This window comes from Desulfosarcina sp. (assembly GCF_055467485.1).
This window is the reverse complement of sequence record NZ_JBUOIV010000029.1, coordinates 18,927-34,451: the sequence shown is the minus strand read 5'-3', so window position 1 is coordinate 34,451 and position 15,525 is coordinate 18,927. Positions and strand designations below refer to the sequence as shown.

17 protein-coding genes and 1 pseudogene are annotated in these 15,525 nt (G+C 60.2%); 8 read left to right on the top strand and 10 right to left on the bottom strand.

Going from position 1 to position 15,525, the window contains the following annotated elements; genetic code table 11:
* The first annotated feature begins 5 nt into the window (after nt 1–5).
* The 4 genes from ACZCED_RS14565 (at nt 6) to pcaC (ending at nt 3,220) form a co-directional block, all read left to right on the top strand.
* On the top strand, nt 6–539 hold the full coding sequence (locus tag ACZCED_RS14565; protein WP_462969703.1) for a DUF1850 domain-containing protein: 534 nt from the start codon (nt 6–8) through the stop codon (nt 537–539).
* The gene (locus ACZCED_RS14560) at nt 536–1,897 is read left to right on the top strand and encodes an aminotransferase family protein (RefSeq protein ID WP_462969704.1); all 1,362 of its coding nucleotides are present in this window, start codon (nt 536–538) and stop codon (nt 1,895–1,897) included. Before ACZCED_RS14565 ends, ACZCED_RS14560 begins: the two co-directional genes overlap by 4 nt.
* Before the next feature lie 34 nt (nt 1,898–1,931).
* Entirely contained in the window at nt 1,932–2,756 is an 825-nt protein-coding gene (locus ACZCED_RS14555) for a beta-keto acid cleavage family enzyme (RefSeq protein WP_462969705.1), read from the top strand.
* A gap of 86 nt (nt 2,757–2,842) precedes the next feature.
* Entirely contained in the window at nt 2,843–3,220 is a 378-nt protein-coding gene (gene pcaC, locus ACZCED_RS14550) for a 4-carboxymuconolactone decarboxylase (protein WP_464861090.1), read from the top strand.
* Nucleotides 3,221–3,460: 240 nt separating this feature from the next.
* Here the strand turns inward: pcaC and ACZCED_RS14545 are convergent, their stop codons facing one another.
* From ACZCED_RS14545 to ACZCED_RS14530, 4 genes and pseudogenes are all read right to left on the bottom strand, one after another.
* Nucleotides 3,461–3,706, bottom strand: coding sequence for a hypothetical protein (locus ACZCED_RS14545; protein WP_462969736.1), 246 nt, complete (start codon nt 3,704–3,706; stop codon nt 3,461–3,463).
* Between the two features lie 21 nt (nt 3,707–3,727).
* Nucleotides 3,728–4,119: pseudogene (locus tag ACZCED_RS14540) on the bottom strand (oxidoreductase); the annotation flags it as partial.
* Nucleotides 4,120–4,172: 53 nt separating this feature from the next.
* The gene (locus tag ACZCED_RS14535) at nt 4,173–5,042 is read right to left on the bottom strand and encodes a 3-hydroxyacyl-CoA dehydrogenase family protein (protein WP_464861089.1); all 870 of its coding nucleotides are present in this window, start codon (nt 5,040–5,042) and stop codon (nt 4,173–4,175) included.
* A gap of 10 nt (nt 5,043–5,052) precedes the next feature.
* Nucleotides 5,053–5,295 carry a hypothetical protein gene (locus ACZCED_RS14530; RefSeq protein WP_462969708.1) on the bottom strand — a complete coding sequence of 81 codons (243 nt, stop codon included), beginning with the start codon at nt 5,293–5,295 and terminating at the stop codon, nt 5,053–5,055.
* 38 nt (nt 5,296–5,333) lie between these two features.
* Here ACZCED_RS14530 and ACZCED_RS14525 point away from each other — a divergent pair, with 38 nt between their 5' ends.
* The 3 genes from ACZCED_RS14525 (at nt 5,334) to ACZCED_RS14515 (ending at nt 6,597) form a co-directional block, all read left to right on the top strand.
* Entirely contained in the window at nt 5,334–5,540 is a 207-nt protein-coding gene (locus tag ACZCED_RS14525) for a hypothetical protein (RefSeq protein WP_462969709.1), read from the top strand.
* Nucleotides 5,541–5,673: 133 nt separating this feature from the next.
* The gene (locus ACZCED_RS14520; RefSeq protein ID WP_464861088.1) at nt 5,674–6,156 is read left to right on the top strand and encodes an FAS1-like dehydratase domain-containing protein; all 483 of its coding nucleotides are present in this window, start codon (nt 5,674–5,676) and stop codon (nt 6,154–6,156) included.
* Nucleotides 6,157–6,168: 12 nt separating this feature from the next.
* Nucleotides 6,169–6,597 (top strand): hotdog family protein, encoded by a 429-nt coding sequence (locus tag ACZCED_RS14515; RefSeq protein WP_462969711.1) that lies wholly within the window; start codon nt 6,169–6,171, stop codon nt 6,595–6,597.
* Between the two features lie 28 nt (nt 6,598–6,625).
* Here the strand turns inward: ACZCED_RS14515 and ACZCED_RS14510 are convergent, their stop codons facing one another.
* Entirely contained in the window at nt 6,626–7,603 is a 978-nt protein-coding gene (locus ACZCED_RS14510; RefSeq protein WP_462969712.1) for a quinone oxidoreductase family protein, read from the bottom strand.
* A gap of 168 nt (nt 7,604–7,771) precedes the next feature.
* Nucleotides 7,772–8,437, bottom strand: coding sequence for a GntR family transcriptional regulator (locus tag ACZCED_RS14505; protein ID WP_462969713.1), 666 nt, complete (start codon nt 8,435–8,437; stop codon nt 7,772–7,774).
* Between the two features lie 184 nt (nt 8,438–8,621).
* On the opposite strand from ACZCED_RS14505, the gene ACZCED_RS14500 reads away from it, so the two are divergent.
* Nucleotides 8,622–10,301 (top strand): thiamine pyrophosphate-binding protein, encoded by a 1,680-nt coding sequence (locus ACZCED_RS14500; protein ID WP_462969714.1) that lies wholly within the window; start codon nt 8,622–8,624, stop codon nt 10,299–10,301.
* 97 nt (nt 10,302–10,398) lie between these two features.
* Here the strand turns inward: ACZCED_RS14500 and ACZCED_RS14495 are convergent, their stop codons facing one another.
* From ACZCED_RS14495 to ACZCED_RS14480, 4 genes are read right to left on the bottom strand one after another with little or no spacing between them, the layout of a single operon-like run.
* Complete coding sequence (locus ACZCED_RS14495; RefSeq protein WP_464861087.1) at nt 10,399–11,637, bottom strand: nickel pincer cofactor-dependent isomerase, group 22; 1,239 nt, start codon at nt 11,635–11,637, stop codon at nt 10,399–10,401.
* Nucleotides 11,638–11,657: 20 nt separating this feature from the next.
* Nucleotides 11,658–13,304 carry an FAD-binding oxidoreductase gene (locus ACZCED_RS14490; protein ID WP_462969716.1) on the bottom strand — a complete coding sequence of 549 codons (1,647 nt, stop codon included), beginning with the start codon at nt 13,302–13,304 and terminating at the stop codon, nt 11,658–11,660.
* Nucleotides 13,304–13,486 (bottom strand): hypothetical protein, encoded by a 183-nt coding sequence (locus tag ACZCED_RS14485; RefSeq protein WP_462969717.1) that lies wholly within the window; start codon nt 13,484–13,486, stop codon nt 13,304–13,306. The genes ACZCED_RS14490 and ACZCED_RS14485 overlap by 1 nt, the downstream gene beginning before the upstream one ends.
* Nucleotides 13,483–15,480: a TRAP transporter permease gene (locus ACZCED_RS14480; RefSeq protein WP_462969718.1), complete on the bottom strand. Its 1,998-nt coding sequence runs from the start codon at nt 15,478–15,480 to the stop codon at nt 13,483–13,485. The genes ACZCED_RS14485 and ACZCED_RS14480 overlap by 4 nt, the downstream gene beginning before the upstream one ends.
* Nucleotides 15,481–15,525: the final 45 nt, after the last annotated feature.

The window sequence follows — 15,525 nt, the reverse complement described above, 5'->3', positions numbered from 1 at the left end:
CGGCCATGGGGGGACGCTGGAAACGCCTGGCCGTGCCTGCGGCCAGCCTGGCCCTGCTGGCCGGCCTGGTGCTGTTTCTGCGGGTGGACGCGGTAACGGTAAGGCTGCCCCGGGAGAACAACCGGCTCTTTGCCGCGGTGCGGGTGGCGGCCGGCGACGAGGTTCGTCTGCGGTATCGCCATTCCGTGGAGAAGACCCTGGTGGAGGGCGTTTTCGTCACCGGAGCGGGGCCGGTGCTTCAGGCCAGCGAGACGCGCATGGCGTCGGTGGGGTCCGGTCTGCCCAACACCCGGGTTCAGCGGACCCGGCGGGAGGGGTCCTGGCTGGTGGTCGACGAGGGGCTGGCCCCCCTGAAGGAAGGCTTCGATTTTTTCATTTCTGCGGTCAACGACACCCGAATGACCATAAGCGGTACCCCCGTTGCGGTGGATACCCTGGCCTCGGGCAGCGTGATAGGTATCGATGTGGCCCGGATCCGGTTGTGGGACTGGATCCTGTGGCGCTATGGCAACCTGGATTGGCGAAAGGATGGACAATGACGGTCAAGGCAAGCAGCCGGCGCGAGGGAAACGTGTTCCCCAGGCGCCTGAACCCGCCGCTGCCCGTGGCGGTGAAATCCGACGGGGTCTGGATCGAGGATCAGGAGGGCAAGCGCTACCTGGATGCCAGCGGCGGCGCCATCGTGGTCAATGCCGGGCACGGCCGGGTGGAGATCGCCCAGGCGGTCTACGATCAGATTCTGGCCTACGATTACATCCACCCCACCATGTTCACCACCCCGGCAGCCGAATCCCTTGGGTCGGCCCTGGCCGCACACGCCCCCGAGGGGATCGGGCGGTTTTATTTCCTCTCCGGCGGCGGCGAGGCGGTCGAAGCCGCCATCAAGCTGGCCCGCCAGATCCACCTGGCCAACCGGAGACCTGAGAAATTCCGGTTGATTTCGCGCTGGAAATCCTACCACGGCCTCTCGCTGGGCGCGCTGTCGGCCATGGGACGCACGACGTTTCGCACGCCGTTCGCCCCCATGCTGGCCGACGCGGTCCACATTCCGCCGCCCTATTGCCTGCGCTGTTCCTACGGGTTGACCTTTCCCGACTGCCGCCTGCGCTGCGCCCTGGCCCTGGAAGAGACGATCCTGAACATGGGGCCGGAAACCGTGTCCGCCTTTCTGGCCGAAACCGTCAGCGGCGGCACCCTGGCGGCCTATCCCCCGCCGCCGGGGTACCTGCAGGCCATCCGCGACATCTGCGATGCCTACGATGTAATTCTGATCCTGGATGAAGTGCTCTGCGGCATGGGGCGCACCGGTCACTGGTTCGCCTGCCAGCACGACGGCGTGGTGCCCGACCTGGTCACCCTGGGCAAGGGCCTGGCTGGCGGCACGGTGCCGCTCTCCGCCGTCGGTGTCAACAACGCGCACTTCGAAGCGATCTGCAGCCATGGGGGCGGTTTCGTCCATGGAGGCACCTTTTCCCACCACCCGGTGGCCGCCGCCGCCGGACTGGCCCTGGTGCGCATCCTGGAGCGCGAGCGCCTGGTGGAGCGGGTGGCCGAATGGGGCCCCGCGCTGGGCGAGACGCTGAGCAACCACTTATCCGATCTGCCCTGGGTCGGCGACGTGCGCGGCCGCGGCTTCCTGTGGGGCGTGGAACTGGTCAACGACCGGGCGTCCAACACGCCGTTTCCGCGGGATCAGCAGGTCACCGAGAAGGTCTGGCAGGCCCTGTTCGACAGGGGGATCATTACCTACAAATCGACCGGGCTCGCCGGAGTCGACGGCGATGCCATCATCGTCGCGCCGCCCTTTGTCATGGACAGCGCCGATTTCGAGTACGTGGCCCGCAACATACGGACCGCCATCGAACAGGTGCTGGCGGACCAGAACCGCGAAAGGTAACCCGGCTGGGCGATCAGCCATCGAACGAGGTTCCATGGATAAACTCATCATTACCGCGGCGGTTACCGGGTCGCTGCCCACCAAGCGGATCACGCCCCACGTTCCCATCACCCCGGAAGAGATCGTGCGCGACGGCATCGCCTGCGAAAAGGCTGGCGCGTCGCTGATTCACCTGCACGCCAGAAATCTGCAGGACGAATCGCCGGCCACGGATTACGGCCTGTTCGCAGCGATCATCGACGGCATCCGGGCCAACACCCGCCTGATCACCCAGATATCGACCGGCGGGCGGGCCGGCATGGCTTACGAACAGCGCTGCGAACGGCTGCGGCTCCAACCGGAAATGGCCAGCCTGACCACCGGGTCGGTCAACTTCCCCAATTCGGTATACGAAAACAGTCCGGCCCTGATCGAGGCCCTGGCCGCCGACATGCAGAGATACGGCATCAAGCCGGAGGTCGAAATCTTCGACGTGAGCATGATCAGCAACGCGGCCGCCCTGGTGGAAAAAGGGCTGGCGGTTCCTCCGCTCCATTTTGATTTTGTCATGGGACTGAAAGGGGCGATCCCGGCCACCGTGGAGAACCTGGTGCATCTGCGCAACAGCCTCCCTCCCGGATCTACGTGGACGGCCGCCGGCATCGGCAAGGCCCAACTGCCCATGACCACCCATGCCATTCTGATGGGCGGTCATGTGCGTGTGGGCCTGGAAGACAACATCTATTTCAGGCGGGGAGATCTGGCCACCAATCAGCAACTGGTGGCGCGGGTGGTGCAGCTGGCCCAAATGCTCGGCCGGGAGGTTGCCACCCCGGGTGAGGCGCGGAAAATATTGAATCTGCCGGAACCCCCGGGATGACAGGACGGTAATTCAACACAACCCGCACGAGTCTGACGACGACCCGGGGTTTTCGTCAGCCACGTTAGCCAAGGATAAACAGAAAAATGAGCAGTGAGAAATATGAAAAAGGCATGTCGGTGAGAAGAGCGGTGCTTGGGGATGATTACGTGGACAAGGCAATCAATGCCGCCACCGATTTCACCAGGCCGTTCCAGGACCTGGTGACTGAAAATTGCTGGGGCGAGATATGGACACGCGATACGATTTCGAGAAAGACACGCAGCTTGGTCACTATCGCTACCCTGGCAGCACTTAAAGCGCCTGTAGAATTAAAGCTGCACGTTCGCGGGGCATTGCGAAACGGGTGTACGGCAGCGGAAATTCAAGACGTACTTCTGCAATCCGCGGTATATTGTGGCGTTCCTGCCGGTGTGGAGGCGTTTCGGGCTGCCAAAGCAGTCATTGACGAGTGGGCCGGGTAATACGTACCGGTTCAGCGACAGCCGATCGGTATTTTTTTGCCAGGCTGTTGGAACGGGGGACGCATCACCGTGCACCGATCCTGGCAATGGAATGGAAAACCGCGCACAGCGCTGCCCCGGGAGACCCGCTGACGGTTGCGGGCATGGTCAGATGCACATCCGCTGATAGGGGTGCCATCCCGACCGAATGCGCCCTTGTTCGGGGCAACCAAAAACCCGGCATGGTTCAACGCTTAGCCATCAGCCATCCACGACGCACCGGAGCGGACGTCCCTCGAGCAGCGCCTCAAAACAGCGGTTACAGGAGATGCAGGCCGGTTTATGGTTCAGGTCGTCTTCCCAGCGGCGAATCAGGTCAGGCTCCCGGATCAACGGCCGGCAAAGGGATGCGACGTCCGCTTCACCGGAACGAACAACGGTTTCCATCAACGTCGCGCTTCTCAGCCCGCCGGCCAATCTGTCCTCGACCCCGAGTTTGATCATCACCGGATAGTCCGGCCCGACCTTTGTCCGGATATCATGGTAGATGGCATGCAGGAATCGGTTCCGGTTCTCGAAGTTCCCGCCCCACCGATCGGTGCGCCGGTTGATGAAGGGGAAAGGAACTGGCCCACCAGATAGGTGTGGGCGCCGTGAACCTGAACCGCATCGAAACCGGCCTTTCGGGCCCTTCGGGCGCCATCGCCAAACGCCCGGACAACCGCGGCTATCTCGTCCCCGGTCATGGTCCGGCAGGACGCCTCGCAATAGGGGTCGCCCGGTACCACCGACGGGGCGATCGCCCCCGAATGCCGAAAGGCCTGGTGTTTGTGGGCTTCCAAACCCGCGTGGGCCAGTTGGAGGGCCACCCGGGCGCCATGCCGATGCACCGTGTCGGTCAGGCGTTTCAAACCTGGCATGCATCCGTTGTCATGGACGGTGTTCTGGTATCCTGAAATTCAGTTTGGCCGGCCTATTTTTTTTTCCCATCCGCATCATAGTCGTACCATCCCTTGCCGGTCTTGCGTCCCAGGTGCCCCGCTTTAACCTTTCTCCGCAACAGCAGTGGGGGATAGAAACGGGGGTCTCCGGTTTCCTGGTGAATCGCCATCATGGCACCGTAAGTCACATCGAGGCCCACCATGTCACCGGTTTCAAAAATGCCCATCTTGCGCCCTGCACCCAGGCGCAAGCCTTTGTCGATGTCCGCCACCGTAGCTACCCCCTCTTCGACCAGGCGCATGGCCTCGATCGTCGAGGGAAAGTTGATCCGGTTGATCACGAATCCGGCGACGTCCCGGTTGACCATGATCGGCTCCTTGCCGATCTGCTCCACAAACCGTTTGCCGACCGAAGCCGTCTCGTCACTGGTGGCAATCCCCTTGATGACCTCGACCGCCTGCATCATCGGCACCGGGCTGAAAAAGTGAATCCCGAGAACTTTCTCCGGCCGTTCGGTCATGGCCGCCAGTTCGGTGATCGGAATGGCAGACGTATTGCTGGCGATCAGGGCTTCCGGCCTGCAGGTGCGATCGAGGTCCTTGAATAGGTCCCGCTTCAATTCGATTTTTTCGAAAACGGCCTCGATCGCCAGATCCACCTCGGCGCCGGCAGCAACGTCCTGCACCGGTGTAATGCGTCCCATGATCGTGTCCCGGTCCTCGGCCAGTCGGCCTTTCTGGATGAATTTGTCCACCGACCAGGCGATGTTCTCCAGCGCCCGTTCGACCACCTCTGCGGACTTATCGGTCAATATGACCCCGATCCCGGATTGGGCGCAGACCTGGGCGATACCACTGCCCATCAATCCTGCTCCCACAACCATAACCTTTTGGATAGCCATTGCTTTCCTCCTATGTGGATTTGCCAATTTCTGCCTTGCCGCTCTTCAGGACCCGAGGCATATGGGTGTGGGGGCTGACTTCGGTTATGTGGCGCCCCACCGCTTCCGCTAACGACACCGGGTAGATCCCCTCGTTGGCACTGCTCATGAAACGAATAATTCCGTCGGCATCCACCAGGATCAAGCATTCATAGGGGTTGTCCAACAGCGTCGACAAAAGGTCTGCGGGGATCTCTTTGGAAATATCGCTCATGGCGGCTACCTGTTTTGGGTGTGGATATTCAGAAAGCCATGTTTATCGGATTTGCCGGGGATGTTCAAGCTTGGATCCGCAGCACCGGTCCCGACGGGAAGAGCCGGGTATGGGACGCGTCAACACGCTGCGTTGGATTGATCCATTGGGCAACTGACGATGAGGAGAAGATACCCATGATCGGTTTTCATGATTCAGGCATCGAGGCCAACCTGCTGTCCGGCATTTTCCATTCGACGAAATGAAAACCAGGGTGCTATAGTCGGCCCGGAAGTGCCCGGGCCTCCTGGCCAGCGGGAATGACAGGCCGCCGGATGACCGCTGCGCCGGATGGGACTCTGCCCGGCTGGCGTTAACCCCGTGGGAGAGGTTGCGAACATGAACGACGAACTGCCTGCCGATGCCCTCAAATTGATCGGGGTGGAGAAACGGCGAGAATATGTGGTCACCCGAAAGGATATCAAACGATTTGCCCAGGCCATCGGCGACCCGAATCCGCTCTATTACGATGAGGTCTATGCCAGAACGACCCGGTTCAACACAATCGTTGCCCCGCCCTTGTTCGGCCAGGCATTTGCCTTCGAAGATGTCCCTGCTGACCATCTCCTGCCTGACGGGTCGCCGGTGGAGGCCGCTGTCCCGTTACCGGCCAGGAAGCTGGTGGGTGGAGGAAGCGTGTTTGAAAATTACATCCGCTTCAAACCCGGGGATACGATCGTCGTCGCATCCAAAATCACGGATATCCATACCAAGCAGGGCAAGCGGGGCCGCTTGTATTTTATTGTCCACGAAACCTGCTTCTACAACCAGAGACAGGAATTGGCCGCCAAAGAGGTCACCACCTTCATTAAACGCATGTAAGGCCGGACGATCATGAAAGAGTCAATCCACGATGGGCAGAGTTGGGAAGTCGGGACCGAATTGGAAAAACTGGTGATAAAGCCGGATTGCCAGCAACTTTTCATGTTCAGCGCCATAACCTGGAACCGGCATGCCATTCACTACAACCGTGAAAGTGCCAGAGATGAAGGTCTGCCCGACATAGTGGTTCAGCGGGCGCTGATCGGCAACTTTTTCTCGCGCCTGCTGGAGCGGGCGATGGATCACCGCGCAGAGATCCGGCGGCTGGAATGGAAAGTCCTTCGCAGCGCTGTTCCGGGAGACACCTTGACTTGCTCGGGTGTGGTCAGGCGAACCGAGGTGCAGTCAGGTGCCACCCTGATCGAGTGCGACCTGGCGATGGTCAATCAGGCGGCCGACACGGTTGCCAAAGGGGCTGGAACCGTTCGGCTCGCCGGTTGACCCGCGACAGCAAGCGCATTTCCTGCCGCTATGTCAGCAGCACCGTGCTGCCCGTGGTTTTTCTTCCTTCCAGGTCCTGATGCGCTGCGGCGGCGTCCTTCAGTTGGTAGGTCTGGCCGATGGAAATGGTAACGGCACCTTTTTCCACCACTTCAAACAGATCACGCGCGTGAGCCAGCAGATCTTCACGTTTGGCCGTATATGTCATCAGGCTGGGCCGGGTGAGAAATAAGGAACCCTTCGCCGCCAGCAACCCGATGTCCATGGACGGCACGGCGCCCGATGCCTGGCCGAAGGTGACCATCATCCCCATGGGCCGGAGGCAGTCCAGGGACTTCATGAAGGTGGCCTGACCAACGCTGTCGTAAACCACATCCACACCCTGTCCACCGGTGAGCTCCTTTACCCGGTCGGCAAAATCAACCTCCCCGTACAAGATGGGATGCGCGCAGCCATTCTTTTTGGCAATCTCTGCCTTTTCCGCCGAGCCCACGGTGCCGATCACTTCGGCGCCCAGGTGGCTGGCCCACTGGGATACGATGGAACCCACGCCGCCGGCTGCTGCATGGATCAGGATGCGGTCGCCGGCTTTGACGCGATAGCACCCATAAAGCAGATATCTGGCCGTCATGCCTCGAAGCATCATGCCCGCCGCTTGCTGGGTGGGAATGCTGTCCGGAAGCGGTACCAGACGATGGGCCGGCATGCAACGCACCTCAGCGTAGGCGCCCGGCGGAACACCTGCGTAGGCCACCCGGTCTCCAGGATTGAATTCCGAAACATCGGCACCTACCGACTCCACGACACCGGCACCTTCCAGGCCGAGAATGGCGGGTATGGTAGGCAGTGGATACAGTCCCGTTCGATGGTAAACATCAATGTAGTTGAGCCCAACCGCCTCCTGCTGCAACCTTACCTCCCCGGGTCCCGGAGCGCCGGGGTCAACATCCTCCCAGCGCATGACCGCGGGTCCTCCCGTTTCATGAATTCTGATGGCTTTGGACATGGCGACCTCCTTTGCATTAAGGAAAGTAATGATCGAAAAATTTTCCAAACGATAAGCATGGATGGTTCAAAGACAATACGCCAGCATGGTGTCGATGATGCCGGACCCGGCCGCGGTCACCTGGCCAGGGCCCCGGCCGTGAGGGAACAGGCCGGGAAAGGGCCGGTGTTATTTCATCTGGCCTTTCAATTGTTTCAGATACAAATCTTTGGAATAGCTGATATGACTTTCGGCGAGGCGGATGAGCGTTTCGATGTCGCCCTTTTCCAGCGCCTCGATGTACTGCTCGTGTTCGCCAATGATCTGCCGGACCAGTTCAGGTGAAGACCAGGCAAACGTATTGAAAAGGTGAAACCGGGACCGCAGTTGCTTAAGCATGCCGATCAGCATCCGGTTGCCTGCAATCGAAGTGATAAGATCGTGAAATTGGGTATTTGCCTCGAGCATTTCTGCAAAACGGTTCTTTTCATAAGCCTGTTCGATCCGGCTGGCCAGACCGCGCAGCTGTTCTGCGTGTTCGGGCTGGAAATTTTTCAGGGCGAGCCGGTTGCACAGCTTTTCCAGCACCACCCGTATCTGAAAGATCTCCTCGATCTCGGATTCCGAGAGTTCGGCGACCGTGGCCCCGCGGAAGGGGATCATTTTCACCAGCCCCTTGGTTTCCAGGATTTTCAGGGCATCTCGGATCCAGGCCCGACTGACCTTGAACAGGTTCGCCAGATCGGCCTCCACCAGCCGCTCTCGGGGTTGAAGTTTGCCGATGACGATCATGTTTTCCAGCCGGGTGATCAGGCGTGGAAAATCCTTCTTGTAATTGCGTTTGGGAGAAGCCATGGGACGACCCTTCTGCGGGGATATATTTAGTAAACAAAATTGTTAACAATTTTCTTGACAATCCGAATCGTCACAATGTAAACCGGTTGAAAAGAGGTGTCAAGGCCAGTGTCCACAAGGCGGGTATCCAATGGCCGATGGCAGCCGATATCTGACCGTTCAACGTTTTGCAGGGGAATCTTCGATGCAGGGAAAAGAGGCAATCGTACGTTTATTGGAAAAAGCGGGTGTGAAGGTGGTTTTTGGATTGTGCGGGGATACCAGCCTTCCCTATTACGAGGCGTTGCATGACCTCAAGCCGGACATCATCCACGTACTGACAAGGGACGAGCGCTCGGCAGGATACATGGCGGATGCCTACGCACGGCTCAGCGGCAAAGTAGGGGTGTGCGAGGGCCCCAGCGGCGGCGGTGCCACCTATATCATTCCGGCCGTTGCGGAAGCCAATCAATCGTCGGTTCCCTTGCTCTGCCTGACATCGGATATCGACACGGCTCACCGCTGGCGGGGAACGTTGACGGAAATGGACCAGGATGCCTTTTTTCAGTCGCTGACCGTCTTTACCCGCACACCCGATTCGGGGTCGGAATTGCCCAGAACCTTTCGCGAGGCCTTCCAAAAGGCGGTCACCGGCGCTATGGGCGCCTGCCATATCGGACTGACGATGAATGCTCAGGCCGACGAGATCCCGGACGACGACGTCTTCATCGACCGCCGCTATGGCAGCTATCCGGCTGTGCGGCAGGCGCCCGACCCCCGATCGGTATCCGAGGCGGCGGATACCCTGCTGCAGGCCAAAAAACCACTGATCGTGGCCGGCGCAGGCGTTATCCGATCGGAAGCATGGAACGAACTGCAGGAATTGGCTGAACTGCTGGGCTGCCCTGTGGCGACCTCCATCAGCGGAAAGGGCGCCATTGCCGAAGACCATGCCTATGCACTCGGCGTGGTTGGCAGCAACGGGGGCCTGCCATATCGACATGATCTGGTCCGTGAGGCAGACCTGGTTTTTTACATCGGATGTGCCTGCGGTTCCGTGGTTACCGAAAAATGGAGTCTGCCGGAACCCGGTTCCGTCGAGGTGATGCAGCTAGACGTAAACCCCCACGTTATCGGTCGATCCTACCCGGTGAGCAATCCTCTGGTGGGAGACGCACGGCTGGGTCTGGAGGCGTTGAACCGTGCCCTCTCTTTCCGGCTGAAGGGTTCGGGGGCGGTCAAGTGGCCCGCCGACCGGATTGCCGGGTCACGCGAGGCCTACTTGGCCGGCGTGGAGGGCTTGACTTCCGAGGAGGCGCCCATCCGCCCGGAACGGTTTGTCATGGAACTGCGCAAAGCCATGCCCGAAGACGGTATCGTCGTCTGTGACCCGGGCACGCCGACCCCTTTTCTGGCCGCCTACTATACCCTGCCCATGGCGGGGCGACAGTTCGTGACCAATCGCGCCCATGGCGCCCTGGGCTATTCACTGCCCGCGTCGGTGGGGGCACACTTTGCCCAGCCGGACAAAAAGATCGTGGCGGTCATGGGCGATGGCAGCTTTGGATTCAGCTGCGGTGAACTGGAAACGATATACCGTCTCCGGATTCCGGTCGTCATGGTGGTCGTTAACAACGGGATCTTCGGCTGGATCAAGGCCGGGCAGCGAGTCATGGGAGGGAAATATTTTTCCGTCGATTTCACAGCGACGGACAATGCCAAGATAGCCGAGGCATTCAACATTGAAAGCCGGAGGGTAGAAACGGTCCCGGAGTTGGGCCCTGCCCTGGAATGGGCCATCAGCCGGAACGCCCCCGTGCTTCTGGATGTGGTCATGCAGCCGCTGCATGAAGCCCAGGCCCCGGTATCGAAATGGATCGCCTGACGATACGGTCCGCCGCGGCCTGACGTCCTTCTGTTGCCAGCGGGAAACCAAACCATCGACGATGTCGTGACGCCGTCCCTGTGCAAACGTCAGCCAATTAGCAGGGCTGCAGGCGGCCGGATTCATCGAAAACCAGGCCCACCGGGGTTTCCGCAACGGTCAGGCCGGGCCTGGCGGTCAGTTCAGGCAGGAGTGCACGGCTGACCCAGAAGGTCATCAGGTTCGACGTATTACGGATCCTTGCCACGCGGGCGTCCCATGCATCGGGCAACATGCCCAGTGCCTGTTCGAGAGCCTGCCGGTCATCGTCCACGGGCACCGGCAGCCGCCCGGCGCGCAGGACTCCCGAGGTCAGGGCATTCAGATAGGTGGCCTGCCGATCCACCTTGTCCAACACCCGGCGGGTGATCAAATCGGCCATGCCGATCCCGTGGGCGTTGCCATGGGATGCGGCGGTCAGGTCGAGCACGATCAGGCAGCGGTAATCGGGCCGCCGTTCTCCACCCTCACGCCGCCAGAAACCGATGACATTGGGATCCATCCCGGCGCCGGAAATGTTTTTACCCATCTCCTCGACGATCAGGATGTCCAGGTCATCGATGGGCAGACGCGGCAGCAGGCCCCAGGCTTCCTCGAGGAGTTCCCGATCCGTCTTGACGAATTCGTCCGGACGGGCCAACCGGACGCTGTGGGTGGCGCCCGAGGCGGTTTCGGTCACGGCAAGCCCCGCAAGAACGGGAATTTTGGAAAGAATCAGCTCAGCCGCCGGGACGATGGTCCGGCCCAGATCGTATTTGTGCATGTTCAATGCGCCGCGCCGCCGGCCGCATCCCACGGCCAGCATCTTGCAGAGACCGGATTCCACATCTCCGCGGAAGGCGGTGTGGGGCTTGACGCGGTTGACCACCATGACGTGGTCGGCAGCCAGGGCATCCCGGGCAAAAAAAATCTCCGCACCTGAATCCAGGCGGCCGAGCAAAACGGTTTCACTGGTGGCGGTGATCGGAGCCCCCATGGTTTCTTCGGTGATCCCCAGCCCCTTCAAAACCATCCGCTGCCCCTGGCCGCTGCCGCCCCCATGGGACCCCATGGCCGGAATAATGAAGGGGTCCAGCCCCATTTTCACGAGGCATTCGATGGTCGTCTTGACCAGCGCCACCAGATCGTGGGTTCCGCGGGAGGCGACACACACAGCCACCCGCTGCCCAGCTGTCACGCCCCCGCCGGGCTGGAAAGCGGCAAATCGCCGCCTGACCGCTGCGGCCACGTCGACAACCGAAGTCTGGTCAACATGCTGCTCAACGCGATAGAGAGATGGGAATTCAATCGTTTCCAATGGGGTCGAATGGTTCCTGATTATCGGGTTTCCTTACACGCAAAGATGTTGCCGGGACTGAGAATACCGCCGGGGTCCAGGGCTTTTTTCATGGCCCGCATCTGGGCGAGCTGCTCCTCACTGTACATGATGCGCAGGAACTTGATCTTGATTTTCCCGATGCCGTGCTCGGCCGAGACGGCCCCGCCGAAGGCGACCGCCTTGCGGGCAAAATGCCCGTAAAGTTCCAGCGCTTTTTCAAGCTCCTGCATATCCCGGGGCAATACGTTGACATGCACGTGGTTGTTGCCGATATGACCATAGGCCAGCCACTGCAACGAAGCGCCGTCCAACGTCGACCGGTATACCTGCCACATGTCGCGCAGATGTTCATCCGGAACCGCCAGGTCGGCGCTCACCCGGTGGAGGCCCGGATACTGCCGCTTGCGGGATGCGATGATGGTGCTGACCGTTTCGGGCAGCATGTGACGAAAATGCCTGAACCGTTTCATCTCTGCCGGTTCGCTTCCCGCCCACGACCGGTCCAGGTCGGCGCCCACGCTTTCCACCACCGTTTTGAGGACCTCCAGGTCCGGGGCGTCATCCGTGGGGTCAAAGAACATTTCGATAAACAGGGCGGCGCCGGCTTTTTCCGGAATGGGCGGCATGTCCATGGCTTGGGGTTCTTCACTCTTTCGCCACCGCAACAGGTCGAGTGCGTGTTGCGAATAGAACTCCATCAAATCCAGCTTCAGTCGCCTGTTTTCCCGAAGCCGTTCCGCCAGCGTGATGGCCTGTTCGTCAGAATCCAGGAACAATACGATGGACATCTTGGGCTCGCCTGTCAGCAGGCCGACCTCCACGGTGGTAATGATGCCCAAGGTCCCTTCCGACCCGATGAACAGATCGATCAGGTCCATGTGCGGCGAGGCGAACAGCCCGGAGGTGCTTTTGGTGCGGGGCATCGGGTAGTCGGCCACCTTCAATTCGGAAACGTTTCCCTTGGCGTCGTAAATGCAGAATTTCCCGCTGGGTGAGGCGAAGTACTTACCGCGTGGGACGGAAAGGATTTCTCCGCTGGCCAGAACCACCCGGATACCCCTGACCCAGTCCCGGGTGGGGCCGTAGCGATAGGTGCGGGCGCCCGACGCATTGGTGGCCACCGTCCCTCCCAGGGAGGCGCTCGTTTCTGTGGGATCGGGTGGATAGAAGTAGGCGGCCGGGTCCTGTTTGAAGCGGCTCAAGGCATCCCGTCCTCCCCTGTCCGCGAGACGTTCCAGGTCCGGGAAGGACTTTGTCGTGATGCAATGGTTCAGTTCGCCCAGCGGAATCGCGCACTCGGCCTGTACCCGCCATTCCTGGGCATGGGCGTGGTAGCGGATGTCCAGTATCCGGTTCAACCGTTCCAGGGAGATCAAGGCGCCCTGCATGGGCACGCAGCCGCCGACGAGGCCGGTTCGCGCACCGGCGATGGTCAGCTTGACGCCCCGTTGCCCCATTTCCCTGACAACGGCACAGAGCTCGGACTCATTGGCAGGGAAAAAAAGATAGTCGACCGTCCCCGCAGACAGTTTTGACTCATCGCTCAGGTATAGGGGAAACTCGCCTTTGATGTGCTCGAACCCCTCTATGCGACGAACCGATTCAATGTCCACGGGCGTTGCTTGGATGGATGTGATTTCGTGCATTATTCGGACCGGCTCCAGTCGGATAGCCGTCGGAATGCGAAAATAACCAGCAGGCTCCATCCGATGAGAATCGATAGGAAAAGGTTGTAATGGGTCACGCCCAAGTGCAGTTCCTTGAGCAGGATCATGATTCCTGCTGTTGCCGCCACGAGCATCCATTCAATCATCCGGTGTGTTTTCATCGCGATCCCTCCATGGCCAGCCCGGCGCGCTGGGCGCGCTGGATGAAAAGTACGCTGCCGAAAATGATCCATGCGATCAGATGGGTCATGAAATAGGGCAGGTTCAGGTTGGACCCCGACAGGGTCAGCTGCAGGCCCGGCACGAAGAAAAGCAGGGCGCAGCCCCCCATGAGTATCCGGATCGGCCATCCGACTTCGGAAAGCATCCACCCCTCGGTCGCCACCGTCAGTGCATAAATTCCGGCGAAACCACCGACGATGCCGAGCAGAATCTCATGCCAGCTGCCGACAAAGAGCATCCCCGGGGCAAAGACAAAGACAAAGGGCAGGACATATTTGGCGATTCCCAGACGGAATGAGTGAAACCCGGTCTCCATGGGATTGGAACCGGCAATCCCTGCTGCCGCAAAAGCGGCCAGGGCCACCGGCGGGGTGATGGCCGACACCAGGCCGAAGTAGAAGGCAAACATGTGGCCGGCAATGGGGACAACGCCCATGTGCACCAGGGCCGGAATCACCAGGGCGGCCAGGGTGATGTACACCGCCGTCGTGGTGAGCCCCATGCCGAGCACCAGAGAGGCCAGCATGGCCAGGACCAGGGCGATCCACAGGTTCCCCCCGGCAATGACGACGATGGCATTGGTAAATTTGAGACCGAGGCCGGAAACGAAGACGCACCCGATGATGACGCCGGCGGCGGCACAGGCGATGGAAACGGGCATCGCCAGGCGGGCGCCTTCCTCGAGGGCACTGAAGATGTCACCGGGGGTCATGCGCGTCTCTTTTCGCAGTGCGCTCAGCAACAAGATCGAGATGATGGCCCAGAATGCGGCAAACATGGGAGTATAGCCGATAACCATGAGCACCACGATGACCACGATGGATAAAAACAGGTGACCGCCGCGTTTGATTTCTTCTTTCAGACTGGGCAGTTCCTCCCGGCTGACCGTGGACAGGTTCAGTCGCCGCGCTTCGAAATGGACCATTACGAAGATGGAAAAAAAGTAGATGATGGCCGGAAAAAGGCCTGCCAGGGCCACCTGCAGGTAAGGGATATTGAGGAATTCGGCGATGACGAAGGCGGCCGCGCCCATCACCGGCGGCATGATCTGCCCCCCCGAGGACGCGCAGGCTTCCACCGCACCGGCAAAAGCAGGTCGGTAGCCGACCCGTTTCATCAGAGGAATGGTAAAGCTGCCGGTGGTGACCACGTTGGCCACCGCCGATCCGGAGACGGAGGCCATCAGGCAGGAACTGACCACAGAGGCCTTGGCCGGCCCGCCCACCTTGCTGCCCGTCAGGGCCATGGCCACATTGATGAAAAACCGGCCGGCACCCGACCGGACCAGGATGGCCCCGAAAAGGATAAACAGGAAAATATAGGTGGCCATCACCATCAACGGAATGCTGAAAATCCCGTTTTCACGCATGAACAGGTAATCGACCATGGTAAACCAGGAACTGGGCGGTCCGTAGAAAATGCTGAAAAAATGGTCGGAAAAGGCGGTCTGGGCCAGGAAGAACCCGGCAATGATTACCATTGCCCGCCCGACGGCCCGCCGCGTCGCCTCCAGCAGGAGAAACAGATAGACCGTGCCGGCGTAAATATCCAGGTCGGACAGGTCCCCCCGGCGAAAAATAAAACTGTCCAGGTCCCACAACACGTAGACCTGAATGGCAATGGTGAGAACTACCAGAATAAGATCGACGGCAAACCACCCGTTTTTCGGATCGGTCCACTTGTCGCGCCCCAGGGGCCGCAGCAGAAAACACAGCACCAGCATGAAGGTCAGATGCGTGGAGCGAAACGCGTGGGCTTCGAGGGAGCCGGCATAGGCGACGAACAGGTGGTAGACACTCAACGAAATGGCCAGCAGGCAGATGGTCAGCTCCAGCGGGTAGTGCCAGAGCTGTTTTTTCCTGTCCAGCATCCATTCCAGAATACTCGGGTCCTTTTTCTCGTTATACTCGATTTTTGAGCCGCTTTGATTCACTTGATCTGACTCCCGTGTGGCAGACTGAAAAAAAATCGGTTTCCA